A 24,791-nucleotide genomic window follows, 5' to 3' on the forward strand; every position below is an offset into this window, starting at 1 on the left:
ATGCCCGCCAGGACCGTCCCCCGGCGCCTCCGCGCGCGACGCACGAGCCGCACCGCCGAGCGTGGCTCGGTCTCCATCTGGCTCGCGCTCGGCGCGTTCGTCATGATCGTCGTCGTCGGGATGGCCGTCGACCTCTCGGGCCAGGTGCTCGCCCAGCAGCACGCGCGCGACGTCGCGCAGCAGGCGGCGCGAGCCGGCGGTCAGGCGGTCGTGGCGTCGGACGCGCTGCGCGGCACGGGGGTCTCGATCGACCCTGCCGCGGCGGGGGCGGCCGCGCGCTCGTACGCCAGCACGACCGGGGTCGTGGTCACCAACGTCGCCGTGGCCGGTGACCTGGTGGTCGTGAACACCACCGACTCCTACCAGCCCAAGTTCCTGGGCATCATCGGGATCCGCGCGATGCCGGTGTCCGGCGAGGGCGAGGCGCGCGTGGTCCGGGCCTTCGAGGGGGTGGAGCAGTGATGCGCCGCCTCAAGGGGCTCCTGGCCCTGCTGCTCCTCGTCGGCGTCACCGTGGGGGTGCCGTACCTGCTCCTGGCGGTCGGGGCGAACCCCCTCGAGGACGGGCTGCTCTCGCCCGACACCCTCCTGTCGATGCTCACGTCGCCGGACGACGGCTCCCTGCTCATGCTGCTGCTCCAGGCGGCGGCGTGGGTTGCGTGGGCGTTCCTCGCGGTGAGCATCGTCGTCGAGCTCGTGGCGCAGCTCCGCGGGGTGCGCGCCCCGCGGCTCGTGGGCCTGCGGCTGCCGCAGAACGCGGCCCGCGGGCTCGTGGCGGCCGCCCTGCTGCTCTTCACCACGGTGCCCGTGGCGACGACGGCGACGGCCCTGGAGGGCGGCTCGGCCGGGGCGCCGCAGGACGTCGTCGCGGTCGTCTCCGTGCAGCAGGCCGTGCACGGCCAGAGCGCCGGGGTGGGGGAGCTGGCCCTCGACGCCGCGCTGGCGTCGCAGTCCGCCGGGCAGGGGGCCGGGGCGGCCCCGATCTCGTCCGACCTCATCCGCGAGGCGCGGGCCCAGGTCGCCGCCGAGCAGGCACCGGTCGAGCAGGCCGCGCACCACGACGAGGCCGCGCGGACCGTCCAGCACACCGTCGAGTACGGCGACTCGCTGTGGTCCCTGGCCGAGCACTACCTGGGCGACGGTCAGCGGTTCCGCGAGATCGTCGCGCTCAACGCCGGCACGCTCGCCGACCGCCCCGACTTCCTCACGCCCGGCTGGGTGCTGACCGTCCCCGCGCCGCAGGCGCAGGACGACGCACCGGATGCGGCGCGGGACGAGAAGGCCGGCACGGTGGTCGTCGAGGCCGGCGACAACCTCTCGCAGATCGCGGCGCAGGAGCTGGGTGACGCGGACCGATACCCGGAGATCTTCGAGGCGTCGCGCGACGTCGCGCAGCCGGGAGGCGCGCGCCTGACCGACCCCGACCTGATCCTGCCGGGCTGGACCCTCCAGGTGCCGGGGGCCGGGGAGTCCGCCACGACGGCGTCGGCCGCCGAGGAGCGGGCCGCGGAGGCGGTCGAGCCGGCCGCCGCGCCCGCCGTCGACGCCGTCCACGAGACCGCTGCCGAGGCTGCTCCCGACACGGCCCCCGCGGTGCAGGAGACGGCCATCCCCGCGCCGGACGCGGACCTGGGCGTGCAGGCGCCGTGGCGCGTCGCGGGCGGGGCGGGCCTGGGCGCGCTGCTCGCCGCCGGCGTCGTCGCGCTGGTCGCGCGCCGTCGCCGGGAGCAGCAGCGGCGGCGGCTGCCCGGACAGCGCACGCCGCTGCCGTCGGGGGAGGCCGCGGCGTTCGAGCAGGACTCGCGCTCGCTCGCCGACCCGCTGTCGGTCGCGCGGGTCGACCTCGCCCTGCGGGCCCTGGCCCGCCAGTGCGCGGACGCCCGGCGCCCGCTGCCCGTGCTGCGGGCCGTCCGGCTCGGCGAGGCGGCGGTCGACCTCTACCTCACCGCCCCCGCCGAGCTCGCCGCCCCGTGGTCGGCGGACCCGACGGGCACGGTGTGGTCCCTCGACCGCGCGGGCGTGCGTCGCCTCGAGGAGACGTACGGCGGCGGTCTCGCCGCCGTCCCCGCGCCCTACCCGGCGCTCGTGACCCTCGGCCACGACGAGGGCCCGTGCCACGTGCTGCTCAACCTCGAGACGGTGGGGACCCTCGCCGTGACGGGGGCCGCGCAGGACGCCGGGGAGGTCGTGGCGGCGCTCGTCGTCGAGCTGGCCACCTCCGCCTGGGCCGACGACCTGCAGGTCAACCTCGTCGGCGCGCCGGGCGACCGTCTCGCGGAAACCCTCGTCGAGCTGGAGGGAACGCTGCGCACCGGTCGTGTCCGCCGGCACGACTCCGTCGGCGCCCTGCGGCAGGAGCTGAGCCGGCGCGCGGAGGCGGACCGCCGGGCCCTGGCGCTGTCCGGCGTGACGAGCGTCGGCGCGGCCCGCGCCGCCGGGCTCGCCCCCGACACCTGGAGCCCGGAGGTCGTCGTGCTCGGCGCGTCGGTGCCCGAGCCCGAGCGTGCCCGCCTCGCGGCCCTGGTCGACGACGGCCCTCGGATCGCTGTGGCGAGCATCGTGCACGGGGCCGCGCCGTCGGCCCTCGGCGGCGAGCCCGGCTGGAGCCTCCAGGTCGGGCCGGGGGCGGCACGGGCGCAGCTCGCGCCCGCCGGCATGGAGCTCCGGCCCCAGCGGCTCGCCGCGGGGAGGTTCGCGCCGCTGCGGGAGCTCGTCGCGGTGGCGAGCGCCGAGCCCGCCGGCGACCCGACGCACGTGCAGGAACCGTCGCTCGCCGAGGTGGAGGCGATCGTCCCGGTCGACGACGTCGTGGTGGACGGCGACCTCGACGGCACCGACGGCGACCCGACGCACGTCGCGGCGCGCGAGCCGGCCGGGGCGTCTCCGCGGATCCGCGTGCTCGGCGCCGTGTCCCTGGAGGGCGCGGACGGCCCCGTCGACCCGGCGGAGCGGCCGCGTCTGCAGGAGCTCGCGGCCTTCCTGGCCCTGCGCCCCGGAGCGACCGCCGCGGAGGCGGGCGCCGCGCTCTGGCCGGGCCTGGCCGAGGCGGCGCGCGCGGGCGCGCTGTCCACCGCCGTCGCGCGGCTGCGACGGTGGCTCGGGCCGGCGTCCGACGGCGGGGAACGGCTGCCCCGCGATGCGTCGGGCGGCCGCCTCACGCTGCACGACGTGGGCTCCGACGTCCGGGCGTGGGAGACCCTCGTGGGCGACGACGTGTCCTCCGCGGCGACCGAGGACCTGGAGCGGGCGCTGGAGCTGGTGCGCGGCGCCCCGTTCGCGGGTGCTCGGCCCGGCCGGTACGCGTGGGCGGAGCCGGACCACCAGCGGCTCTCGGCGCACGTCGTGGACGTCGCCTGCGAGGCGGCCCGCCGGCGGGTGCTCGAAGGGCGTTGGCGCGCCGCCGAGCAGGCGGTGGGCGTCGGGCTGCGTGCGGAGCCCACGCACGAGGCGCTGTGGCGCCTGCGGGTGCTCGCCGCCCACGAGAGCCGTGACGCGGCGTCCGAGACCGCCGCGGTGCAGGGCCTGCTGACCGCGACCGAGTCGCTCGGCGGTGACCTGACGCCGCGGACGGCGCAGCTCCTCGCAGCGCTCCGGCATCCCGGCTCCGAGTTCGACGGCCTCATGGCCGGCGCGCTCTGAGCGCCCTGACGGACGTGCCCCTGGTCGCGCCCGCGCCGGCCGCGGTCCTCGTGGGGGCGGCCGTCGGGCTGCTCGCCGGCGTCGTGCTGTGGCGGTGGCTGCGGACGGGGACGTACCGGTACGACACCGACGAGCCGCGCTCCCGTCTCGAGCGCACGTGGGCGGTGGTGCCGATGGCGGCCGCGGGCGGCGCGGTCGCGGGGTTCGAGCCGTGGCCGCTCACGGCCGCTGCCGTGGTGTACCTGGTCGGCGGGGCCGTGCTCGTGTGGATCGACCTGGACGTGCACCGCGTCCCGGACGCCGTGACCCGCGTGTGGGGGCCGGCGGTCGCGCTCGCGGTCGCCGTGCCCGCCGCGGTCGCCGGCGACTGGGGCGTCCTCGGCCGGGCGCTCGGCGGCGCGCTCGTGCTCGGGATCCTGTTCGCGGTGATGGCGTTCTTCAGCATGGGGCTGGGGGACGTCAAGCTCGCGGTCGTCACCGGCCTGGTCGTCGGCCCGCTCGGCGTGTCGGGCGTGGTGACGGCCCTGGTCGCCACCTGCGTGGTGGCGGCGCTCATGGCGGTGGCGCTCCTGGCGCGCGGGGCGGGACGCAAGGCCCACCTCGCGTACGGCCCCGCGCTCGTCGCGGGCGTCGCGGTGGCGCTCCTCGTCCCCGCCTGACGGCGACGGCGAGCTGGGAGGCGCCTCAGCCCAGGCGGTCGAACGCCGCCTCGTAGGTGCCCCCGTGCTGCGTCATGGTGGCGTCGTCGCACTCGTAGTCGACGTCGGCGCCCGGCACGGACACGGGCCGGCTGCTCTGCGCCGTCCCGGCCACCTCGTCCTTGACGGTGACGTCGGAGTAGTCCACGTCCTCGACGTGCAGGACGCCGTCCGTCGTCGTGACGTGGAACGTCGCGGTGCCGCTCCAGGTCTGGACGATCTCGCCCAGGGTCGAGTGGGTGCCGCGCAGCGGGTCGGCGTCGTCGAACCGGGCGATCTCCGTGCCGTCCGCGCGGAACTCGAGCACGCGCCCGTCCCACCCGGTGACGTCGACGGGCTCCCCGAGCTCGGGCTGCTCCCAGGTGTCGCTCATGGACGTCTGCGTCCACCGCCCGACGAGGCAGGTGTCGATCGCGGCCTCGGACGCCGTCGCGCGGGGGGACTCGGGCGGCGACACCTCGTCGTCCCGCAGGAGCAGGGCGGCCCCGGTGGCGGCCCCGGCCAGCACGACGGCGGCGACGACGGCGAGGACGAGGCCGCGGCGGCGGGCGGGCGGGGCGGCCGGGGGCTCCTCCGGCGGCTGCGGGGCGGCTCCGCCGGGGACGAACGTGTCCGCCGTGCTGGACCACTCGTCGACGACCGGAGCCGGTGCCGCGAGGGGGACGTCGGCCACGGCAGGCACGGCCGGCATGGCAGGCACCGCAGGCGCCGCAGGCGCCGCGGTCTCGGCGGGCCCGGGGAGCGCGGGCGGTGCGGCGGGGGCTCCGGTCCCCTGGTCGGCGGCCGCCGCGGCCGACGTCGGCGGCGCGGCCGGCCCGGGCAGGTCGGGCTGGGCGTCGAGGATCTCGCGCACGCGGGGCCGTCGGTCCGGGTCCTTGTCGAGGCAGGCCCGGACGAACGGCAGGAGCTCCTCCGGGCACCCCTCCAGCTGCGGGTCCTCGTGGACGACCCGGTAGTACATGAGGTCCGGCCGCCCCTGACCGAACGGGCGGCGCCCCGTGGCGGCGAAGAGGGCCACCCCGCCGAGCGCCCACACGTCGGTCGCGGGGGAGACGTCCTCGCCGCGGGCCTGCTCGGGCGCCATGAAGACGGGGGTGCCGAGCGGCGACCCCGCGCGCGTGAGCGCCGTCGCGTCGGCCGTCTGGGCGATGCCGAGGTCGATGACGCACGGGCCGTCCGGGCCGAGGAGGACGTTGTCCGGCTTGACGTCGCGGTGCACCAGGCCGGCGCGGTGCACGGCGTACAGGGCCTCGGCCACGTGGCCCACGAGCGCGCGGACCTCGGCCACCGGCAGCGGGCCGCCCTGCGTCACGCGGTGCGCGAGCGTCGGGCCGGGGACGTACTCGGTGGCGAGCCACGGCGTCGCCGACGTGAGGTCGGCGTCGATGAGGGCCGCGAGGAACGGGCCGCGCACGCGGAGGGCCGCCGTGATCTCGCGCTCGAACCGGGCGCGGAACTCGGGGTCCTCGGCATACTCGTCGCGGATCACCTTGATCGCCAGGCGCCGGCCGCTGCGCATCGTGGCGAGGTAGACCATGCCCATGCCGCCGCGCCCGATCCGGCCCAGGAGGCGGTGCCCGCCGAGCTCCTGGGGATCGTCCGCGGTCAGCGGCCGGACGCCGTCCGGCAGGGCCGCGTCGTCCGTCCGGTGCTGCGACAAGGGAGCTCTCCAGGAGTGTGGTCGAGGGCGTTCCGGTGCGGCCCGGGGCAGCTGGCGATCCTACCAACGAGGCATCCGACGCACCGGCATCTGAGACGCCGTCAGCGGGCGGTCACCGGGAGACGCCGAGCCCGTCGACGACCTCGACGCCCGGCATCGCGCAGAGGAGCTCGCCGGGCATGAGCAGCTTGGACCGCCGCACCCCGGAGCCCATGAGCGCGAGCGCACCCGGCGCGGCGAAACGGGAGTCGACGAGCACCCGCCATCCGGCGGGCAGGCCCACCGGGGTGATGCCGCCGTACTCCATCCCGGACTCGCTGGTCGCGCGGTCCATGGGCAGGAACGACGCCTTGCGGGCGTCGAGCAGCTTGCGCACGCGCGTGTTGACGTCGGCGAACGTGGCCGCGGTGACGACGCACGCGGCGACCCGCTCGACGTCGCCGCGCCGGCCCGCGACGACGACGCAGTTGGCGGAGGCCTCGGGCGGCAGGCCGTGCTGGTCGTTCAGCGTGGCCGTGTCCGCGTGGTCGGGGTCGATCTCGGTGACGGCGACCGACCCGCCGACGCGGTCGTCCCGCGCGGCCCAGGCGCGCAGCGCGTCGGCGACGGGCGGCGCGAGCAGGTCGGGGCGGTCGAGCGCGGGCGCCCACGTCAGGTCGCCGAGCGTCGGGAGTCCCGGTCGCGACCCGGGCGTCGTCGCGCCGCTCACCGGCGGAAGGTCGTCGTGAGCGTGGCGCGCGCGATGACGTGGAAGTAGACGTTGAACGCGACGTGCACCGCGCTGTTCGCCTCGGACAGGCCGAGCGACGGGACGTCGAGCGCGTGCACCGCGAAGACGTAGCGGTGCGGGTGGTCGCCGGGCGGCGGGCCGGCGCCCTCGAAGCCGAGCCGCCCGCCGTCGCTCGGCACGTGGAACGCCCCGGCGGGGAGGGCTGCCCCGCCCACGGCGCCCGCGCCGCGCTCCAGCGAGGTCACGTCCGCGGGGACGTCGACGGCGGTCCAGTGCCAGTAGCCCGACGGCGTGGGGGCGTCCGGGTCGAAGCAGCTCACCACGAACGACCGCGTCGCGGCCGGCGCGCCCGACCACGCGAGGTGGGGCGACTCGTCGGCGCCGTCGACGCTGAAGTCGACGGCGAGCGGCTCGCCGTCGGTGACGTCGGCGCTCTTGAGCGTGAACGTCGCGGGGACGGGGAGCAGCGAGTACGGGTCCGGGGGCAGCGGTCGATCGAAGTCCTGGCCAGTCATGGGGGTCATGCTGCCCGACCGCCCGCGGTGCTGGCCAGGACGCAACGCGGGCGAGCCGTGGTACGGTGCTCGCGCAAACCGACTGGACGGTACGTTCGGTCGTCGACGGAGGTCGCGAGGAGGCGATGGTGGGTTCGGTCGACAGCCCCACGGGCAGGTCCACGGGCAGGTTCACGGGCAGGTTCACCGGCAGGGTCGCGCTGGTCACCGGTGGCAGCCGGGGCATCGGGCTGGCCGTCGCCCGGCGCCTCGTGGACGAGGGCTGCGCGGTCGTCGTCACCGGGCGCAAGCAGGAGGCGCTCGACGAGGCCGTCGCGGCCCTCGGGCCCGAGCGCGCCTCGGGGGTGGCGGGCCGCGTGGACGACCCCGAGCACCGCGAGGCCGTCCTCGCCCACGTCGCCGCGCGTCACGGGCGCCTGGACCACCTCGTCAACAACGCGGGCATCAACCCGGCGTGGGGGCCCGCGCTCGAGGTGGACCCGGGCGTCGCGCGCAAGATCCTCGAGGTCAACGTCGTGTCCGCGCTCGAGTGGACCCGCGACGCCGTCGCCGGCGGGCCGATCCGGTCGGTCGTGAACGTCGCGTCGATCTCCGGGACGTCGTCCAGCCCGAACATCGCCTTCTACGGCGCGTCCAAGGCCGCCCTCATCAACCTCACGCAGCAGCTCGCCCAGGAGCTGGCGCCCGCGATCCGGGTCAACGCCGTCGCGCCGGCCGTCGTGAGGACGCGGTTCTCCCGCGCGCTCTACGAGGGGCACGAGGAGCGCGTGGTCGAGCGCTACCCCCTCGCGCGGCTCGGCGAGCCCGACGACGTCGCCGGCCCGGTCGCCTTCCTGCTCTCGGACGACGCGGCGTGGGTGACCGGCCAGACGCTCCGGATCGACGGCGGCGCGAGCATCGCGCCCGTCGGGTGAAGGATGGGGGCATGAAGAGCACGAACGTCGCCGACCGGGTCACCGCGGCCGCCCTGGACCTGTTCGCCACGCAGGGGTACGCCACCACCAGCGTGCAGCAGATCGTCGAGGCCGCGGGCGTCACCAAGGGCGCCATGTACCACTACTTCCAGTCCAAGGACGACCTGCTGTTCGCCGTCTACGACCGCATGCTGGCGCTGCAGAAGGCCCACCTCGACGAGATCGTCGCCGCGGGCGGGCCGGTCGAGGACGTCGTCCGGGCCGTGTGCGTCGACGTCGTCGAGACGTCGATCGACTTCCTCCCGGAGGGCACCGTCTTCTTCCGCAGCATGCACATGCTCACCGAGCCGCGGCTCAAGGAGGTCACGCAGCGGCGGCGCGAGTACCACGACGAGTTCGCGGGGCTCCTGCGCCGCGGCCAGGACGAGGGCGTCTTCCGCACCGACGTGCCGCGGCCGCTGCTGGTGGCGCACTTCTTCAGCGACGTGCACTACCTGTCGCACTGGTACTCGCCCGAGGGCCCCGAGACCAAGTCCGAGGTGGCCCACCAGCTCACCGAGCTCTTCCTGCGCGGGATCCGGACCCCCGCGGCCTGACCACGCCTGCCGCGGCGCCGACGACCGGGCGGGCACGACACCGACGAGACGAGAGCGACGATGACGACGCTGCCCGGCACGACCCCCGCCCGCTCCCGCACGACGGCCGCCGGACCGGGACTCCGCGAGGCGGCGCCGACGATGCGCGCCTGGCGGGTGACCGGCCCCGGCGAGCCCACGGAGGTGCTGCGGCTCGACGAGGTGCCCGCGCCCGTGCCGGGGGAGGGGGAGGTGCTCGTCCGGGTGCGCGCCGTGGCGGTGAACTTCCCCGACGTCCTGCTGGCCCGCGGCGAGTACCAGGTCCGGCCCGAGCCGCCGTTCGTGCCCGGCATCGAGCTGTGCGGCGACGTCGTGGCGCTCGGCGAGGGGGTCGCGGCCGGCGACCGCGGCCTGGCGCCGGGCGTGCGGGTCGTGGGCTCCGCCATCGGTGTGCTGTCCGAGCTGGCGGTGCTGCCCGCCGCCGCGGTGCGCCCGGCACCCGAGGGGCTGGGCGACGCCGAGGCGGCCGCGCTGACGATCGCCTACCAGACGGCGTGGTTCGCGCTGCACCGCAAGGCCCGGATCCGGCCGGGGGAGCGCCTGCTGGTGCACGCCGCGGCCGGCGGTGTCGGGACCGCGGCGGTGCAGCTCGGGATCGCGGCGGGGGCCCAGGTGATCGCCGTCGTGGGCAACCCGGCGAAGGCGGCCGTCGCGACGGCCGCCGGCGCGCACCACGTCCTCGTGCGCGGCGCCGACCTGGCCGCCCAGGTCAAGGAGCTCACCGGTGGCGCGGGCGCCGACGTGGTCGTCGACCCGGTCGGGGGCACGGCGTTCGAGCAGTCGACGCGGTGCATCGCCTTCGAGGGGCGGATCGTCGTCGTCGGCTTCGCGAGCGGGGACGTCCCCCGGGTGCGCGCCAACCACGCCCTCGTGAAGAACTACGACGTGCTCGGCCTGCACTGGGCGCTCTACCAGCAGCGCCGCCCCGAGCTGGTCGACGCGGCGCACGACGCCCTCGCGCGCCTCGCAGCCGAGGGCGCCGTGCGGCCCGTCGTCGCCGACGTCGTGCCCTTCGAGGACGCCCCCGCCGCCGTGCAACGCCTCGCCGGCGGCACCACGACCGGCCGTCTCGTCGTCCGCGTCGCCGACTGACGGAACCCCCACCCCGAGGCCTTCCAGCACGCGACCCGTCGCGGCAACCGACCGGATGCCGCCACGGATCGCGGGCCGGAAGGCCGCTCTCCCTCGCACCCGACCCGGAGGAACCCCATGTCCGCTCGTGCCGTCCCGACCGCCCCCGACCGCCCGCTCGAGGGGCGGGTCGCGCTCGTCACGGGCGGCGCCCGCGGCCTCGGTGCGGCGTACGTCCGCGCCCTGCACGCGGCGGGCGCCGCCGTGGTCGTCGCGGACGTGCTCGACGACGAGGGCGCGGCCCTCGCGACCGGCCTCGGCGACCGGGCGCGGTACGTCCGCCTCGACGTGACGGACGAGGCGGGCTGGGCGGAGGCGGTCGCGGCCACGGTCGAGGCGTTCGGGGGCGTGGACGTGCTGGTGAACAACGCCGGCATCGCCAACTCCGCCCCCATCGAGCACTACTCCACGGCCAAGTGGGACGCCGTGATCGCAGTGAACCTCACCGGGACGTTCCTGGGTTGCCGCACGGTCGTCCCGGTGATGAAGGCGGCCGGCGGCGGGTCGATCGTCAACGTGTCGTCGGTCGAGGGGCTGCGGGGCGGGGAGCGGCTGCACGGGTACGTGGCCTCCAAGTTCGGCGTGCGCGGGCTGACCAAGTCGCTCGCGGTCGAGCTGGGGCGCGACGGGATCCGGGTGAACTCCGTGCACCCGGGCCTCGTGCGCACGGAGATGACCACGCGCATCGACACGGACGCGGTGCCGATCCCGATCGGCCGTGCGGCCGTGCCGGACGACGTCGCGGGCGCCGTGGTGTTCCTCGCGAGCGACGCGTCGGCGTATCTCACGGGCACGGAGCTCGTCGTGGACGGGGGGCTCACCGCGGGCGTCTGAGCGTCCTGGCGCCCGTCCCGGGCGTCGGACGTCACGGCCTTGCAACATTCTGAAGAATGTCTCGACGAGGCATACCGGCCAGTCGGTTTATCGGCTAGCGTGGCACCACCCGACACGAAGAGGTGCCGATGTCCCGCCGTATCCCCGCGTCCGATCCCAGCCCGGGAGCTCCCGGCCTCGGCGCTCACAGCCCTGGAGCTCCCGGCCCCGCACCCACCACCCCCGCGGCCCACCCGCGCCTGGAGGTGTCCGGCCTCACCGTGACCTTCGGCGGCCTGACCGCCCTCGACGGCGTCGACCTCACGGTGGGCGACCCGTCCGCCCGTGCCGACGGGGAGGCCGGTCAGGGCGCCGAGACCGTCGCCCTGATCGGTCCGAACGGCGCGGGCAAGACCACCGTCTTCAACGCGGTGTGCGGCCTGGTGCGGCCCTCCGCGGGTGACATCCGCCTCGACGGGCGCCCCGCGCCCGCGTCCCCGTCCCGGCTGCTCGAGCGCGGGCTCGCACGCACGCTCCAGGGCCTCGGCCTCTTCGCGGGGCTCACGGTGCTCGAGAACGTCCTGGTACCGGTGGCCGGAGCCGCCGACGCCGCCGACGCCGCCGACGCCGCGTCGGCCGCGCTCGCCCGGCTCGACCTCACCGGTGCCGCCGGCACCCCGGTCGACGCCCTGCCCTACCCCGTGCGCAAACGGGTGGCGCTCGCCCGCGCGCTCGTGGCGCGCCCGCGCCTCCTGCTGCTCGACGAGCCCGCCGGCGGCCTCGGGGCGGACGACGTGGACGCCCTCGCCGACGTCGTGCGCGACGTCGTGGCGGACGGCTGTGCGGTGCTCCTGGTCGAGCACCACGTCGACTTCGTCATGGCCGTGGCCGACCGGGTGGTCGTGCTCGACTTCGGGCGAGTCGTCGCGAGCGGGACGCCCGACGAGGTGCGCGCCGACCCCGCTGTCGAGGCGGCCTACCTCGGGCTGGAGGCCGCGTGACCGCCGCCCTGGCCGTCGAGGGCCTGACCGTGGGCTATGCCGGCGCGCCCGTGCTGGACGGCCTCGCGCTCGCCGTCGCCCCGGGCGAGGTCGTCGCCCTGCTCGGGGCGAACGGCGCCGGCAAGACGACCCTGCTGCGGTCGCTCTCGGGCCTCACGGCGCCGCGGGCGGGGCGGGTCCTGCTCGACGGCGCCGACCTCACCGCCCTGAGCGTCGAGGACCGCGCCCGCCGCGGGCTGGCCCAGGTCCCCGAGGGGCGCAGCGTCGTGACCGAGCTGACCGTGGACGAGAACCTCCACCTCGGCGCCCTGTGGTGCCACCCGGGGCGTGCCGCACGCCGCGCCGCGGTCGCCCGCACCTACGACCTGTTCGAGCCGCTCGCGCGCCGCCGGGCGAGCCTCGGGCACCAGCTCTCCGGGGGCGAGCGTCAGATGCTGGCGCTCGGCCGTGCCCTGCTCGCCCGGCCGCGCGTGCTGCTCCTCGACGAGCCGTCGCTCGGCCTCGCGCCGCGCGTCGTCGCGCAGCTCATGGCCGTGCTGCGCGCCACGGCGCGGGAGACCGGCCTGACGGTGCTGCTCGCCGAGCAGAACGTCACGAGCGCCCTGTCGATCGCCGACCGCGGCGTCGTGCTCAGCCTCGGGGCGGTGGTGGCCGACGCCCGTGCCGCCGAGCTCGCCGGGGACCCCGCCCTCCGCCACGCCTACCTGGGCTTCTGACCGGCACCGCCGGCACCGACCGGCTCCCGACCTGCGTCCCCGAGAGAGGCTCCCCATGGACCGACTCGTCTTCCTCCTCGCCACCGGGCTCGCCCGGGGGCTCGTCATCGCGCTCTTCGCGCTGTCCCTCGTGATCGTCTGGCGCGCCGCCCGCCTCGTGAACTTCGCCCAGGCCGCCGTCGCCACCGTCGCCGTCTTCGCCGCGTTCGCCGTCACCGGCGCGACGGGGTCCTTCTGGGCGGGGCTGGCCGCCGCGCTCCTCGCCGGGGCCGCGCTGAACGCGGCGGTGGAGCGCGGCCTGATGCGGCGCGTGCCGCAGGGCAGTCCGCTGCCCGGGATGATCGTCGCGATCGGGCTCGTCATGGTGCTGCAGTCGGCGCTCGGGATCGCCTTCGGCCCCCGGCACCGGCCGATGGCCGCGCCGTTCGACGAGCGCCCGTTCGTCGTGGGTGGCGTCCCCCTGCTCTCGCCGTACGACCTGTTCGTGCTGACCGTGGCGCTGGCGGTGGTCGGGCTGCTGGCGTGGCTGTTCAACGGCACGTCGCTGGGCCTGCAGCTGCGGGCGTCGGCAGCGGCGCCCGAGGTCTCCCGGCTGCTGGGCGTGCGCGTGCCGCGCATGGTCACCCTCGGCTGGGCGCTGTCGGGCGCCGTCGCGGCCCTCGCGGCCCTGCTGCTCGTGCCCACCGAGCTCGGCCTCAACGCCCACTCCGCCGACCTGCTCTTCGTGCACGCGTTCACCGTCGCCGTCCTGGGCGGGCTCGACTCGCCGACCGGGGCCCTGGTCGGCGGGGTCCTGGTGGGGGTGCTCGTCAGCCTCGTCACCGGGTACCTCGGTGCCGGCGTCGCCCCGCTCGCCGTGCTCGCCCTGCTCACGCTGGTGCTGCTGGTGCGGCCCGGCGGGATCTTCGCGACCGCCCAGGTGCGTGCCGCATGACCGCCACGAGACCCGCCGAGACCGAGGAGGCCACCGTGCGCGACGCACGCCGCACCGTCCCGCGCCCCGCCCCTGAGGCTCCCCGGAGACTCACCCGCACCCAGCGGATCCTGGTGCGTGCGGCCGTGCTGACCCTGCTGGCGGTCGCCGCCACGTTCCTGCTCGACCCGTACCGCAACTACCAGCTCGCCGTCGTCGCCGCGACCTTCTGCGCGACGGCGGGCCTCACGCTCCTCGTGGGACTCACCGGCCAGCTCTCCCTCGGTCACGCCGTGCTCATGGCGGCGGGCGGCTACGGCTACGCCCTCACCGTGAACGCGGTCGCCGGCGCCGGTCTCGACGGCGACGGCACGGCCGGCGCCGCGCGCGTCGTCCTGGGGCTGGTCGGCGCGCTGCTCGCGTCGGGCGCGGTGGGCGGGCTGCTCGGCCTGGCCGGCGCGCGCCTGCGCGGGCCCTACCTGGCCGGGCTGACGCTGGCCATGGTCGTCGCGCTGCCCGCCCTCACGGCGCAGGTGCCGGCGCTCGGCGGCGACCAGGGCCTCGCGGTCCCGTTCGAGGGCGTGCCCGAGGCGCTGTCCCGGCTCGTCGTCGTGGAGCAGTGGCACGCCTGGGTGGCGATCGTCGTGGCCGCGCTCGCCGTCACGCCGCTGGCCGTGCTGCGCTCCGGCCACGCGGGCCTGCGCATGCGGGCCGTGCACGGCGACGAGACCGCGGCCCGGCTCTCCGGGGTGTCGCCCGCGCGCGTCAAGGTGGGCGCGTTCGTCGCGAGCTCGCTCGCCGCCGGGCTCGGCGGCGCCGTCCTGTGCCTCGTCACGCAGTCGGTCGGCCCCGGTCGCTACGACCTCGCGTTCTCGCTGCTGCTCGTCGTGGCCGCGGTCGTGGGCGGGCTCGGCAGCCTCGGCGGTGCGGCCGCCGGCGCCGCGCTCGTCGTGCTGCTGCCGTGGCTCGTCGACACCGTCACCGGCGCCGTCGGCGTCCCCGCGGACCTCGAGCAGCGGCTGTCCGGCAACCTCGCCGTGCTGGTCTTCGGCGCCCTGCTGATCGTCGTGACGCTGGCCTGGCCGGGCGGGCTCGCCCGCGCCGCGGCCCGCCGCCGACCCCACGTCCTCCCCTCGCGACGTCGCGGCCGCACCGATGCGCCCGCGACCCTGCCACAACCCACAGAGAGGTGACCCCCATGCGGAATCCCCGCACCGCCACCGCCGGCACCACCGCCGGCGTCGCCGCGGCGTCCGTCGTCGCGTGCCTGGCCCTCGCCGGCTGCAGCACGCCGGCCGCCGCGGCCCCCGGCATCAGCGACGACACCGTCACGGTCGGCACGCACCAGCCGCTGACGGGCCCGGCCGCCGCCGGGTACGCATCGATCTCGGCGGCCACGAATGCCTACTTCGAGTACCTCAACGACCACGGCGGCGTCCACGGCCGCTCGATCGAGTACGTGGTCAAGGACGACGGCTACAACCCCGCGAACACCCAGACCGTGGTCCGCGAGCTCGTGCAGGAGGACCAGGTGTTCGCCCTGCTCGGCGGGCTCGGCACGCCGACGCACGCGTCCGTGCTCGACTACCTCGACCAGAACGACGTGCCCGACCTCTTCGTCGCCTCCGGCAGCACCCTGTGGGACGACCCCGAGGGGCACCCGAACACGTTCGGCTTCAACGCCGACTACGTGGTCGAGGGTGCGGCGCTCGCGCAGTACGCCGCCGACGAGCACGCCGGGCAGAAGCTCTGCGTGCTCGGGCAGGACGACGACTTCGGCGAGGAGTTCCTCGCGGGCGTCGAGGTCGCGGTGGGCGCGGACGGCGTCGCCGCCCACGAGACGTACTCGACGTCGAACCAGGACGTCACCGCGCAGATCGGCGCCCTGCAGGCCGCCGGGTGCGAGAGCGTCCTGCTCGCGACGGTCAACGGCTTCACGGCGCTCGCGGTCGGCACGGCCGCGAAGATGGGCTGGAGCCCGCGCTGGCTGGCGTCGTCGTCGGGCGGCGACTACCCCACGCTCGTCGAGCTGTTGGGCGAGGACGTGGCGCCCGCCCTGCTGCAGGGCTTCGTCAGCGCGAACTACCTGCCCTTCGGCCCGGACGGCGAGTGGGTCGAGCTGTTCCGGCAGATCAACGACGAGTACAACGACGGCGCGCGGTTCGACGGCAACACCGTGTACGGCATGAGCGTCGGCTACCTGTTCGCCGAGGCGCTGGCCCGCGCGGGCGAGGAGCCCACGCGCGAGGGCCTGGTCGAGGCCGTCGAGTCGGGCGGGCTCGAGGGCAACGGCATCCTGCCGCTCATGTTCGGCCCGGAGGACCACTCCGCGTTCGACGGCGTCGGCATCACCGTCGTCGCCGACGGCGTGCAGGACTACGTCGGCGCGACCTACGCCGTCGGGAGCGGGAAGGTGACCGAGGTCGAGCCGCAGCCGGTGCCACTGCGCAACGACGGGATCCCCGCCTCGTAGATGTGGTGAGCGCGAGAACGGGGACTGTTCGTCGGCGAACAGTCCCCGTTCTCGCGCTCACCACCTGTCAGGGGACGGGAGCGAACCGGCCGGGCAGCTCGCGCTTGAGGATCTTGCCGCTCGGGCCGAGGGGGAGCTCGTCCACCACGTGCACGACGCGCGGGTACTTGAACGCGGCCACGCGCTCGCGGACCCAGGTGACGAGGGCGTCGGCGTCGAGCGTGCGCCCGTCGGCCGGCACGACGGCGGCGTGGATCTCCTGCCCGTGCACCGGGTCGGCGACGCCGAAGACGGCGGCCAGCGCGACGTCGGGGTGGGACACCAGCGTCGCCTCCACCTCGGTGGGATACACGTTGTACCCGTTGCGGATGATCATGTCCTTCTTGCGGTCGGTGATCGCGAGGATCCCGTCGGCGTCGAGGGTGCCGAGGTCGCCGGTGCGGAACCAGCCGTCGACGACGGCCGCGGCGTCCGCGTCCGGGCGCCCCAGGTAGCCCTTGAGCAGGTTGTGCCCGCGCACCACGACCTCGCCGAGCGCGCCGGGCTCGCTCAGCAGATGCACCTCGTGGTCGATCACCGCGTCGGCGACCGCCACGTCCACGCCCCACATCGGCCGGCCCACCGTGCCGGGCCGGATCGGCTCGAAGACCGTGTTGAAGGAGACGCTGGGGGACGTCTCAGTGAGGCCGTAGCCCTCGTGCACCTCGGCCCCGTAGGCGGCGGCGAACTCCTCGAGCACGCTCACCGGCAGCGCGGCGCCGCCCGAGACGGCGTACCGCAGCGGCGGCCGGGCGTCGCTGCGCCGGGCGGCCTCCAGCATCCCGACGAACATGGTCGGGACGGCGGTGAACACCGTGGCCCGGTGCGCCACGAGGAGCTCGAGCGCCTGGTCCGGGTCGAACCGGGGGAGCAGCACCACCGACGCGCCGACGCGGAACGCGCAGTTCATCACCGCCATCTGGCCGAACGCGTGGAACAGCGGGAGCCCGCCGAAGACGACGTCGTCGTGCCGCAGGTCGAAGGAGTCGATGAGGGAGCAGTGCACCTGCTCCACCGCGGCGAGGTGCGAGCCGACGGCGCCCTTGGGCAGCCCGGTGGTGCCGCTCGTGTAGAGGATCGTCGCGGCCGACGTGGGATGCACCGCCGTGTGCCGCTCCAGCGGGGTCGCGGCGGCGGCCTCGTCCTCGAGGCGGGGGAGGGCGAGCCCGCCCTGCTCTGCGGTGGGGGCGAGCACCGTGACGAGGGGCACGCCCGCGCGCTCGGCGGCGGGCGCGGCCTCGGCGAGCAGCGGAGCGGCCGCGACCACGACGTCGGCCCGGCTGTCGCGCAGCACGAACTCGATCTCGCCCGCCCGGAACAGCAGGTGGATCGGCACGACCACGGCGCCCAGCGCGAGCGCGGCGTAGTAGACGCGCGCGAAGTCGGGCACGTTCGGCACGACCATCGCCACGCGCGAGCCGCGCCCGATCCCGCGGGCGGCCAGGGCGCCGGCGTAGGCGCGGGTCTGGTCCCAGAGCTCGCCGTACGTGGTGGTGGTCCCCGCGAAGTGCAGCGCCGGGTAGTCCGGGTGGCGGCGCGCCGTCTCCGCGAGCAGCGACGCCGCCGACAGCGTGCCGAAGCCGGGGCCGTCGACGGCGGAACCGTCGGGCGCGGGGCCGGGGGAGCCCGTGCGGGGGTCGGGGGTCGGGGTCATGTCCGGTCCTTTCGTCGTCGTCGATCGTGGACGGAGGGGGCATGCCGGGCCGTGGGCCGGCCGGCGGTCAGGCGCGCAGCTCGGCCCGCCCGAGGGAGCCGAGGTGCACCTCGTCGGGGCCGTCGGCGAGCCGCAGGGCGCGGGCCGCGGCGAACATCTCGGCGAGCGGCTGGTCGCCGGACAGCCCGGCGGCGCCGAAGAGCTGCATCGCGCGGTCGAGGACCGCCTGGACCGCGCGCGGCACGGCGATCTTGATGGCCTGGATCTCGCGCATGGCCTGCCGGTTGCCGACGGTGTCCATGAGCCAGGCGGTCTTGAGCACGAGCAGGCGCAGCGCCTCGATCTCCACCCGAGAGGTGGCGACCCACTCCCGGACCACCCCCTGCTCGGCGAGCGGGCGGCCGAACGTGGAGCGCTCGCGCGCCCGTTGCCCGGCGAGCGCCAGCGCCCGCTCGGCCATGCCGAGGGCGCGCATGCAGTGGTGGATGCGGCCGGGCCCGAGGCGTGCCTGCGCCATCGCGAACCCGTCGCCCTCGCCGCCCAGGAGGTTCGCGGCGGGCACACGGACGTCGTCGAAGGCGATCTCGGCGTGGCCGCCGTGGTCGCGGTCGTCGTAGCCGAACACGGTCAGGGGCCGCACGATCCGCACGCCGGGCGCGTCGCGCGGCACGAGCACCATCGACTGCTGCCGGTGCCGGGGCGCGTCCGGGTCCGTCTTGCCCATGACGACGAGCAGCGCGGCGCCCGGGTTCATCGCGCCCGTGGACCACCACTTGCGGCCGCTGACCACGAGCTCGTCGCCGTCGCGGCGGATGCGGGTGCCGATCTGCGACGCGTCGCTCGAGGCCACCCCCGGCTCGGTCATGCAGAAGGCCGACCGGAGGCGTGCGTCGAGCAGCGGGTCGAGCCACTCGCGCTGCTGGTCGGGCGTGCCGAAGTGGGCGAGCAGCTCCATGTTGCCGGTGTCGGGCGCGGCGCAGTTGAACGCGGCCGGGGCCAGCCGGGGGCTCCAGCCGGTGAGCTCGGCGAGGGGCGCGTACTGCAGGTTCGTGAGGCCCGCGCCACGTTCCCCCGCGGGCCCGTCCCCGGGAAGGAACAGGTTCCACAGGCCCTGCTCGCGCGCGGCGGCCCGCAGCTCACGCACCACCGGCGGCGGCGACCAGTCGTCCGGGGCGGCCGCGAGCTGCGCGTCGAGCACCGGCTCCGCGGGCAGCACCCGCTCGTCGAGGAACGCGCGGACCCGGTCGGTGAGCTCGGCGGTGCGGGCGTCGGGGGCGAAGTCCATGTCAGGCCCTCCTCGCCGGCGTGGCCGGTGCGGGCGCCGGTGCAGTGGGCGCGTGCGCCAGCCCGTCCTGGGCCAGCGGGTCCACGAGGGCGCCGATCCGGTCGAATCCCTCGCCGACCGTCTCGCCCGCCCGGTAGCGGTAGTGGATGCCCTCGAGGATCACCGCGAGCTTGTACGCGGCGAACGCGCGGTACCAGGACAGGTCCGGCGGCGCGGTGCCCGACCGCGCGGCGTAGGCGTCGACGAGCGCGCCGAACTCCGGGTAGCCGGCGCCGGGGACGACGGCGCTCAGCGCGCCGTCGTCCGACCCTCCGTCGGACCCGTCGCGCGCGGTGAGGCCGCGGATGTCCCAGTACAGGCCGAGCATGCCCAGGTCGACGAGGGGATCGCCGAGCGTGGCCATCTCCCAGTCGAGGACGGCGGCGACGCGGGGGGCGTCGGGCGGCCCGGCGACGATCGCGTTGTCGAGGCGGTAGTCGCCGTGCACGATGCCGGCCCGACCTCCGGAGTCGGGGACGCTCGCCGCGAGCCGGTCCTGCAGGGCGTCCAGCCGGGGCTGGGGGCGGCTGCGGGAGGCGTCGTACTGGCGCCGCCAGGTGGCGAGCTGCCGGCCGAGGTAGCCGTCGGGCCTGCCGAAGTCCGCGAGGCCGACGGCGGCCGGGTCCACGGCGTGCAGGTCGGCGAGCACCTCGGCGAGCTCGAGCCCGAGCGCGTGCAGGCCGCCCGCCGTGAACGCGGAGTTCTGCCCCGGCCGGGACAGCACCGTGCCGGCCACGTGCTCCATGACGAAGAAGACCGTGCCGGTGACCTCGCCCCGGGCGGTGTCGTCCACGACGTCCACGGTGCGCGGCACCGGGACGGGGCCGTCCGCGAGGGCGGTGACGACCCGGTGCTCGCGGCGCATGTCGTGCGCGGTGGACAGCACGTGCCCCAGCGGCGGGCGCCGCACGACGAGCGGCAGGCGGGCCCCGTCGACCCGGTACGTGAGGTTGCTGCGGCCGCCGGCGATCACGCTCGCGGTGAGCTCTCCGCCGGCGAGCTCGGGGTGCTCCCGCTCCAGCCACGCCCGCAGCCCTGCGGTGTCCAGTCCGGGCACGTCGGTCATCGATGACCACCTTCCGTCGACCCGGATCGTCCCGGGGCTCGAGCGAGCATACCGCGCAGTCGGTATGTGGTGCGACCAGGTCGTCCCGGGGTGCGCGCGGGGGCTGTTCCGGTCGGTCGCCGGTCAGTCCTGGAGCGTGACGACCGCCTGCCGGACGCCGTCCGGCACGGGCACCGGCCGCCGGGACGGCTCGTCGACGAACACGTGCGTGAACCGGCCGACGGCGATCGGCTCGTCGCCGCCGGCCCGGAGCACGTGCAGGTCCCACGTGAGGCTGGTGCGCCCCAGGCGCTCCACGCCGATCCCGACCTCCAGCTCCTCGGGGTACGACGCCGGGGCGCGGAACTCGCACGACGACGCCACGCACAGGCCGATCACGTCGCCGCGCGGGTCCAGCCCGCCGTGGGCGATCATCCACGCGTTCACGGCGGTGTCCATCGCGGCGTAGTAGACGGTGTTGTTGACGTGGCCGTACTGGTCGTTGTCGTTCCACCGCAGCGGGAACGGGTGGCGGGCGCGGGGCATCGGTGCTCCAGAGGTCGCAGGGGACAGGTTCGGCGGGAGGGTCAGGCGGGGGTCGACGGCACCCGCAGCAGGTGTCGGAACGCGACGGCGGCGCGGCCCGCCTCGGGCGTCTCGCCCGTGATGAGGTCGGCATAGGTGAACGACTCGGAGACCCGGACCAGCAGGTAGGCGAGCGACGCCGGGTCGATGCCGCTCCCGCCCCCGCCGTCGCCGTCGAACGGCGAGTCGCCGAGATGGGTGCGCACCAGCCACTCGCAGGTCGCGAGGAAACGGTGCTGGATGGGGCTGGCCTTGGTGGTGAGCAGCCGCAGGGCGCGCGCGGGCTCGCGGGCGAGGAAGTCCCGGAAGTAGGGGGCGGCGATGAGGTCGCCCGCGAAGTGCGTGAGGAGATCGGCGACCCGCTCCGCCCCGCGCTCGGACGCCGTCGCGCGGTCGGCCTGGACCAGCGTCGGGACGGCGAGGGACCACAGCACCTCGGTGAGCAGCGCGTCGCGGTTGCCGACCCACCGGAACACGGACGTCCGGTCGACGCCGAGGCTCGTGGACAGGGGGCCCATGTCGAGGCGCCGGCCCGCGACGAACGTCTCGCGCGCGAGGTCGAACGCGCGCCGTGCGTCGGCGTGGGCGCCGGGCGCCAGGCGCAGGGACAGCGGCGTGGGCGCGGCCTCGAGGCCGACGGTCGCGATCGGCGCGCCGTCGTGCCCGTCGTCGTGCCCGTCGTCGTGAATGGCGGTCGGGGTGCTCGTGGCGCTGTCCGGCATGACCGCAGCCTAGTGTCGAGGCCCGGGGTTCGTGCAACATCTTGGAAAATGATGCACGGGGGTGCACACTGGTCGCGTTCGACGACGATCGGAGCAACGATGACGTTCACCTCCCCGGTCCCCACGACCGCCGGCACGACCACCGGCACCCCCACCGGCCCGACCACCGGCCCCGCGGTGCTCGACGCCGACTTCTACGGCTTCCAGGACCTGCTCACCCCCCGGGAGCAGGAGGCGGTCCTCGCCGTGCGCGAGTTCATGGAGCGCGAGGTGCGACCCCTCGCGGACGACTACTGGGAGCGCGCGGAGTGCCCCGTCCACCTCTTCAAGCCCTTCGCCGAGCTGGGCACGGTGGGGGCGGCGTGGCCCGAGTGCGCGCCGTTCGAGAGCTCGGCCGTGTTCCGCGGCTGGATCGGCATGGAGCTCGCCCGGGTGGACTCCTCGTTCTGCACCTTCATCGGCGTGTCCTCCGGGCTCGCGATGAGCGCGATCGGCCTCGGCGGCTCGCCCGAGCAGCGCGCGCAGTGGCTGCCCCCGATGGCGAGCGGCGACGTCATCGGCGCCTTCGGCCTCACCGAGCCGCTCTCCGGCTCCGACACGGCCAAGGGGCTGCGCACCACCGCCACCCGCCACGGCGACACCTGGACGCTGCACGGCGCCAAGCGCTGGATCGGCAACGCGACCTTCGCCGACGTCGTCGTGGTCTGGGCCAAGGACACCGCCGACGACCAGGTCAAGGGCTTCCTCGTCCGGAAGGGGACGCCGGGCTTCACCGCCACCAAGATCGAGCGCAAGCAGTCGCTGCGCATCGTGCAGAACGCGGACATCGTGCTCGACGGCGTGGAGGTCGCCGAGGCCGACCGGCTGCAGCGCATCGACCGCTTCCGCGACGTCGCGCAGGTGCTGCGCGTGACCCGCGACGGCGTGTCCTGGCAGGCGCTCGGCACCATGGTCGGCGCCTACGAGGCGGCCGTGGCCTACACGAGGCAGCGCGAGCAGTTCGGCCACCCGATCGCCAGCTACCAGCTGATCCAGGACAAGCTCGCCACGGCGTACGCGAACGTCACCGCGAGCTTCGCCATGTGCGTGCGCGTGGCCCAGCTGCAGGACGCCGGGACCCAGCGCGACGCGCACGCCGCGATGGCCAAGTCCTTCGTCACCACCCGCATGCGCGAGACCGTCGCGCTGTGCCGCGAGGCCTGCGGCGGCAACGGCATCACCCTCGACACCGGCGTGGCGCGGTACTTCGCCGACGCGGAGGCCGTGTACACGTTCGAGGGCACCCGGGACATGAACAACCTCATCGTCGGCCGCGAGATCACCGGCCACGCGGCGTTCGTCTGAGCGGCCCGCCCGCTCCCTCGCACCACCGAGCCGCACCGACCGCACCGACCCCAAGGAGACACGACATGACCGAGGCGTACATCGTCGCCACCGCGCGCTCGCCGATCGGCCGCGCGCACAAGGGCTCGCTCAAGGACGTCCGCGCCGACGACCTCGCCGCGCGGATGGTGGCCGCGGCCGTCGAGCAGGTGCCGGGGCTCGACCCGGCGCGCATCGACGACCTGCTGCTGGGCTGCGGGCTGCCCGGCGGCCGGCAGGGGATGAACATGGCCCGCGTCGTGGCCGTGCTGAACGGCTGGGACTCCGTGCCCGGCACCACCGTGACCCGCTACTGCTCCTCCAGCCTGCAGACCACGCGCATGGCGTTCCACGCCATCAGGGCGGGGGAGGGCGACGTCTTCGTGTCCGCCGGCGTCGAGTCCGTGAGCGGCATGGCCGTCGGGTCGAGCGACGAGATCCCCGGCGTCGACCTCACCAACCCCCGCTTCGCCGACGCGCTGGAGCGCACGGCGAAGCGCGCCGTCGGCGGCGCCGGGACCTGGACCGACCCGCGCGCCGACGGGGCCCTGCCGGACGCGTACGTCGCGATGGGGCAGACGGCGGAGAACGTCGCGGACCTGCGCGGCATCTCGCGCCGCGACCAGGACGAGTTCGCGGCGCGCAGCCAGCAGCGCGCCGAGGCGGCGAACGCCGACGGCTTCTGGGCGCGGGACATCACGCCCGTCACGCTCGACGACGGCACGGTGGTGTCCGCGGACGACGGCCCGCGCCCCGGCACGACGGTCGAGAGGCTCGCGACCCTCGACCCGGTGTTCCGCCCCGACGGCACGGTCACCGCGGGCAACGCGTGCCCGCTCAACGACGGCGCCGCGGCCGTCGTCGTGGTCTCCGGCCGCGTCGTCGACGAGCTCGGCCTGACGCCGCTGGCGCGCATCGTGTCGACCGGTGTCACGGGCCTGTCGCCCGAGATCATGGGCCTGGGGCCGGTCGGGGCGAGCCGCCAGGCGCTCGCCCGCGCGGGCCTCGGGATCGACGACATGGACCTCGTCGAGATCAACGAGGCGTTCGCCGCGCAGGTCATCGCGTCGGCCCTCGAGCTGGGCATCGAGGACGAGCGGCTCAACGTCCACGGCGGGGCCATCGCCGTCGGGCACCCGTTCGGCATGACCGGCGCCCGCATCACCTCGACGCTCATCAACGGGCTCGAGGTGTCGGGCGGCCGCTACGGGCTGGAGACCATGTGCGTCGGCGGCGGGCAGGGCATGGCGATGGTGCTGGAGCGGGTCGGGTAGCGCTCAGAGCCACTCGCCGTCGCGCATGAGGGTGCGGCCGGCCAGCTCGTCCACCTCGCGCCAGGCCTGGACGCGCCGCGGGAGCAGCACGAGGTAGACGTCGTGCTCGCCGCCCGGGCGCGGGTCCCAGTCCGCCTGCGCGGCGTAGCCCTCGGCGAGCTCCGGCGGCGCCTCCGCGACCCGGACCGAGCGCTCGAGGACGGCGTCGATCATGACGACGTCGCGCGTCGCCCCGAGCGAGAGGCGCACGGTGCCGGTGGCGAGCAGGTTGCGGCCCGTCCGCGACGTCGCCTCGAGCGCGAGGACGACCCGGTCGTCGACCCACGCCAGCGAGAGCGGGACCAGGTAGGGCACGGGCGTGCCGTCGGGGGACACCGAGGCGGTGGCGACCCACACGTCCCGCGCCGGGGTGCGGAGGATCGCCAGGGTGTCGGCCCGGCGCTGGTCGCGCGGGCGGGGACCGGGGGCGACCTGCGGGTTCGTCGTCATGGCAGCATCCTGCCCGACCGGTGCCCGTTCATGGCGTGGTGGACGTGCACGAGGATCAGTGACAGGCGCTCGTTCCCGTCCGTGCAGCGGGTGCAGCCGGTTGGCCGATCCATGCGTGCCCTCGGGCTGGCACACGGAGTCCAGGAGGCCGAGGTCGCGCACGAGCCGGGCGTTGCGGTCGACGACGGCGAGGGCGTCGGTCAGGGTGACGTACCTCGTCACGCGAGTCGTTCCAGAGCCTCGCCCCAGGAGTCCATGGCGTCGGTGATGTAGGCCTGGATGTTCTCGTCGCCCGCCTCGTCGAGAAGCCGTTCGAGCGCCTCGCCCTGGGTCATGTGCTGCGCCTCCGCGCGCGCCTCGAGTCGGTCGCGCACCGCGGTCGGCACCTTGATCGTCGTCATCTCCACCGGCGTGGTCATACCGTGAGGATGACCCCGCGCGTCCTGCCCGACCGCTCTGG

Annotated in this window: 24 protein-coding genes; 14 read left to right on the plus strand and 10 right to left on the minus strand. The window is 75.8% G+C overall.

Annotated features, from left to right (window positions below; all coding sequences use genetic code 11):
* Genes ACFVS0_RS14560 through ACFVS0_RS14570 form a run of 3 tightly spaced genes read left to right on the plus strand, consistent with a single transcriptional unit; the run spans position 1 to position 4,297 of the window.
* Positions 1-462: a TadE/TadG family type IV pilus assembly protein gene (locus tag ACFVS0_RS14560; protein WP_430551788.1), complete on the plus strand. Its 462-nt coding sequence runs from the start codon at positions 1-3 to the stop codon at positions 460-462.
* The gene (locus tag ACFVS0_RS14565; protein WP_430588348.1) at positions 462-3,638 is read left to right on the plus strand and encodes a LysM peptidoglycan-binding domain-containing protein; all 3,177 of its coding nucleotides are present in this window, start codon (positions 462-464) and stop codon (positions 3,636-3,638) included. The genes ACFVS0_RS14560 and ACFVS0_RS14565 overlap by 1 nt, the downstream gene beginning before the upstream one ends.
* A 14-nt stretch (positions 3,639-3,652) precedes the next feature.
* Complete coding sequence (locus ACFVS0_RS14570) at positions 3,653-4,297, plus strand: prepilin peptidase (protein WP_430588349.1); 645 nt, start codon at positions 3,653-3,655, stop codon at positions 4,295-4,297.
* A 25-nt stretch (positions 4,298-4,322) separates the two neighbouring features.
* On the opposite strand, the gene ACFVS0_RS14575 is transcribed toward ACFVS0_RS14570, so the two are convergent.
* The 3 genes from ACFVS0_RS14575 to ACFVS0_RS14585 form a co-directional block, all read right to left on the minus strand.
* Positions 4,323-5,996 carry a protein kinase gene (locus tag ACFVS0_RS14575; protein WP_430588350.1) on the minus strand — a complete coding sequence of 558 codons (1,674 nt, stop codon included), beginning with the start codon at positions 5,994-5,996 and terminating at the stop codon, positions 4,323-4,325.
* A 112-nt stretch (positions 5,997-6,108) separates the two neighbouring features.
* On the minus strand, positions 6,109-6,705 hold the full coding sequence (locus ACFVS0_RS14580) for a YbaK/EbsC family protein (RefSeq protein ID WP_430588351.1): 597 nt from the start codon (positions 6,703-6,705) through the stop codon (positions 6,109-6,111).
* Positions 6,702-7,241: a YbhB/YbcL family Raf kinase inhibitor-like protein gene (locus tag ACFVS0_RS14585; RefSeq protein ID WP_430551793.1), complete on the minus strand. Its 540-nt coding sequence runs from the start codon at positions 7,239-7,241 to the stop codon at positions 6,702-6,704. Before ACFVS0_RS14585 ends, ACFVS0_RS14580 begins: the two co-directional genes overlap by 4 nt.
* A 128-nt stretch (positions 7,242-7,369) precedes the next feature.
* On the opposite strand from ACFVS0_RS14585, the gene ACFVS0_RS14590 reads away from it, so the two are divergent.
* The 9 genes from ACFVS0_RS14590 to ACFVS0_RS14630 all read left to right on the plus strand — a co-directional run bounded on the left by ACFVS0_RS14590 (position 7,370) and on the right by ACFVS0_RS14630 (position 15,837).
* Entirely contained in the window at positions 7,370-8,155 is a 786-nt protein-coding gene (locus tag ACFVS0_RS14590) for an SDR family oxidoreductase (protein ID WP_430588352.1), read from the plus strand.
* Between the two features lie 11 nt (positions 8,156-8,166).
* Complete coding sequence (locus ACFVS0_RS14595; protein ID WP_430551795.1) at positions 8,167-8,751, plus strand: TetR/AcrR family transcriptional regulator; 585 nt, start codon at positions 8,167-8,169, stop codon at positions 8,749-8,751.
* Between the two features lie 60 nt (positions 8,752-8,811).
* Entirely contained in the window at positions 8,812-9,882 is a 1,071-nt protein-coding gene (locus ACFVS0_RS14600) for an NADPH:quinone oxidoreductase family protein (protein WP_430588353.1), read from the plus strand.
* Positions 9,883-9,999: 117 nt separating this feature from the next.
* Complete coding sequence (locus ACFVS0_RS14605; RefSeq protein WP_430586243.1) at positions 10,000-10,755, plus strand: glucose 1-dehydrogenase; 756 nt, start codon at positions 10,000-10,002, stop codon at positions 10,753-10,755.
* 128 nt (positions 10,756-10,883) lie between these two features.
* Positions 10,884-11,735, plus strand: a complete 852-nt coding sequence (locus ACFVS0_RS14610) for an ABC transporter ATP-binding protein (RefSeq protein WP_430588354.1) — start codon at positions 10,884-10,886, stop codon at positions 11,733-11,735.
* On the plus strand, positions 11,732-12,451 hold the full coding sequence (locus ACFVS0_RS14615; RefSeq protein WP_430588355.1) for an ABC transporter ATP-binding protein: 720 nt from the start codon (positions 11,732-11,734) through the stop codon (positions 12,449-12,451). Before ACFVS0_RS14610 ends, ACFVS0_RS14615 begins: the two co-directional genes overlap by 4 nt.
* A 55-nt stretch (positions 12,452-12,506) precedes the next feature.
* Entirely contained in the window at positions 12,507-13,385 is an 879-nt protein-coding gene (locus tag ACFVS0_RS14620; RefSeq protein ID WP_430551800.1) for a branched-chain amino acid ABC transporter permease, read from the plus strand.
* Positions 13,382-14,557, plus strand: a complete 1,176-nt coding sequence (locus ACFVS0_RS14625; protein WP_430588356.1) for a branched-chain amino acid ABC transporter permease — start codon at positions 13,382-13,384, stop codon at positions 14,555-14,557. The genes ACFVS0_RS14620 and ACFVS0_RS14625 overlap by 4 nt, the downstream gene beginning before the upstream one ends.
* 5 nt (positions 14,558-14,562) lie before the next feature.
* The gene (locus ACFVS0_RS14630; protein WP_430588357.1) at positions 14,563-15,837 is read left to right on the plus strand and encodes an ABC transporter substrate-binding protein; all 1,275 of its coding nucleotides are present in this window, start codon (positions 14,563-14,565) and stop codon (positions 15,835-15,837) included.
* A 67-nt stretch (positions 15,838-15,904) separates the two neighbouring features.
* Here ACFVS0_RS14630 and ACFVS0_RS14635 read toward each other — a convergent pair whose 3' ends face one another.
* The 5 genes from ACFVS0_RS14635 to ACFVS0_RS14655 form a co-directional block, all read right to left on the minus strand.
* Positions 15,905-17,530, minus strand: coding sequence for an AMP-binding protein (locus tag ACFVS0_RS14635; RefSeq protein ID WP_430588358.1), 1,626 nt, complete (start codon positions 17,528-17,530; stop codon positions 15,905-15,907).
* 67 nt (positions 17,531-17,597) lie between these two features.
* Positions 17,598-18,815 carry an acyl-CoA dehydrogenase family protein gene (locus ACFVS0_RS14640; protein ID WP_430588359.1) on the minus strand — a complete coding sequence of 406 codons (1,218 nt, stop codon included), beginning with the start codon at positions 18,813-18,815 and terminating at the stop codon, positions 17,598-17,600.
* 1 nt (position 18,816) lies between these two features.
* A complete protein-coding gene (locus tag ACFVS0_RS14645) occupies positions 18,817-19,920 on the minus strand; it encodes a phosphotransferase family protein (protein WP_430588360.1) in 1,104 nt (367 codons plus the stop codon).
* Positions 19,921-20,043: 123 nt separating this feature from the next.
* The gene (locus ACFVS0_RS14650; protein ID WP_430588361.1) at positions 20,044-20,445 is read right to left on the minus strand and encodes an acyl-CoA thioesterase; all 402 of its coding nucleotides are present in this window, start codon (positions 20,443-20,445) and stop codon (positions 20,044-20,046) included.
* Positions 20,446-20,486: 41 nt separating this feature from the next.
* Positions 20,487-21,206, minus strand: a complete 720-nt coding sequence (locus tag ACFVS0_RS14655; RefSeq protein ID WP_430551807.1) for a QsdR family transcriptional regulator — start codon at positions 21,204-21,206, stop codon at positions 20,487-20,489.
* 99 nt (positions 21,207-21,305) lie between these two features.
* On the opposite strand from ACFVS0_RS14655, the gene ACFVS0_RS14660 reads away from it, so the two are divergent.
* Positions 21,306-22,550: an acyl-CoA dehydrogenase family protein gene (locus tag ACFVS0_RS14660; RefSeq protein WP_430551808.1), complete on the plus strand. Its 1,245-nt coding sequence runs from the start codon at positions 21,306-21,308 to the stop codon at positions 22,548-22,550.
* 65 nt (positions 22,551-22,615) lie between these two features.
* Complete coding sequence (locus ACFVS0_RS14665; protein WP_430588362.1) at positions 22,616-23,842, plus strand: acetyl-CoA C-acetyltransferase; 1,227 nt, start codon at positions 22,616-22,618, stop codon at positions 23,840-23,842.
* 3 nt (positions 23,843-23,845) lie between these two features.
* Here ACFVS0_RS14665 and ACFVS0_RS14670 read toward each other — a convergent pair whose 3' ends face one another.
* Both ACFVS0_RS14670 and ACFVS0_RS14675 read right to left on the minus strand, forming a co-directional pair.
* Positions 23,846-24,331: a pyridoxamine 5'-phosphate oxidase family protein gene (locus ACFVS0_RS14670; RefSeq protein ID WP_430563749.1), complete on the minus strand. Its 486-nt coding sequence runs from the start codon at positions 24,329-24,331 to the stop codon at positions 23,846-23,848.
* 218 nt (positions 24,332-24,549) lie between these two features.
* Positions 24,550-24,750, minus strand: a complete 201-nt coding sequence (locus ACFVS0_RS14675) for a hypothetical protein (RefSeq protein ID WP_430588363.1) — start codon at positions 24,748-24,750, stop codon at positions 24,550-24,552.
* Positions 24,751-24,791: the final 41 nt, after the last annotated feature.

Source organism: Isoptericola sp. NPDC058082 (assembly GCF_042885055.1).
Classification (GTDB): domain Bacteria; phylum Actinomycetota; class Actinomycetes; order Actinomycetales; family Cellulomonadaceae; genus Isoptericola.

Coding starts and splice junctions, on each gene's coding strand:
- ACFVS0_RS14560 (WP_430551788.1), top strand. CDS start 1: ATGCCCGCCAGGACCGTCCCCCGGCGCCTCCGCGCGCGACGCACGAGC.
- ACFVS0_RS14565 (WP_430588348.1), top strand. CDS start 462: ATGCGCCGCCTCAAGGGGCTCCTGGCCCTGCTGCTCCTCGTCGGCGTC.
- ACFVS0_RS14585 (WP_430551793.1), bottom strand. CDS start 7,241: ATGACTGGCCAGGACTTCGATCGACCGCTGCCCCCGGACCCGTACTCG.
- ACFVS0_RS14595 (WP_430551795.1), top strand. CDS start 8,167: ATGAAGAGCACGAACGTCGCCGACCGGGTCACCGCGGCCGCCCTGGAC.
- ACFVS0_RS14600 (WP_430588353.1), top strand. CDS start 8,812: ATGACGACGCTGCCCGGCACGACCCCCGCCCGCTCCCGCACGACGGCC.
- ACFVS0_RS14605 (WP_430586243.1), top strand. CDS start 10,000: ATGTCCGCTCGTGCCGTCCCGACCGCCCCCGACCGCCCGCTCGAGGGG.
- ACFVS0_RS14610 (WP_430588354.1), top strand. CDS start 10,884: ATGTCCCGCCGTATCCCCGCGTCCGATCCCAGCCCGGGAGCTCCCGGC.
- ACFVS0_RS14620 (WP_430551800.1), top strand. CDS start 12,507: ATGGACCGACTCGTCTTCCTCCTCGCCACCGGGCTCGCCCGGGGGCTC.
- ACFVS0_RS14625 (WP_430588356.1), top strand. CDS start 13,382: ATGACCGCCACGAGACCCGCCGAGACCGAGGAGGCCACCGTGCGCGAC.
- ACFVS0_RS14630 (WP_430588357.1), top strand. CDS start 14,563: ATGCGGAATCCCCGCACCGCCACCGCCGGCACCACCGCCGGCGTCGCC.
- ACFVS0_RS14635 (WP_430588358.1), bottom strand. CDS start 17,530: ATGACCCCGACCCCCGACCCCCGCACGGGCTCCCCCGGCCCCGCGCCC.
- ACFVS0_RS14640 (WP_430588359.1), bottom strand. CDS start 18,815: ATGGACTTCGCCCCCGACGCCCGCACCGCCGAGCTCACCGACCGGGTC.
- ACFVS0_RS14645 (WP_430588360.1), bottom strand. CDS start 19,920: ATGACCGACGTGCCCGGACTGGACACCGCAGGGCTGCGGGCGTGGCTG.
- ACFVS0_RS14650 (WP_430588361.1), bottom strand. CDS start 20,445: ATGCCCCGCGCCCGCCACCCGTTCCCGCTGCGGTGGAACGACAACGAC.
- ACFVS0_RS14655 (WP_430551807.1), bottom strand. CDS start 21,206: ATGCCGGACAGCGCCACGAGCACCCCGACCGCCATTCACGACGACGGG.
- ACFVS0_RS14660 (WP_430551808.1), top strand. CDS start 21,306: ATGACGTTCACCTCCCCGGTCCCCACGACCGCCGGCACGACCACCGGC.
- ACFVS0_RS14665 (WP_430588362.1), top strand. CDS start 22,616: ATGACCGAGGCGTACATCGTCGCCACCGCGCGCTCGCCGATCGGCCGC.
- ACFVS0_RS14670 (WP_430563749.1), bottom strand. CDS start 24,331: ATGACGACGAACCCGCAGGTCGCCCCCGGTCCCCGCCCGCGCGACCAG.
- ACFVS0_RS14675 (WP_430588363.1), bottom strand. CDS start 24,750: ATGACCACGCCGGTGGAGATGACGACGATCAAGGTGCCGACCGCGGTG.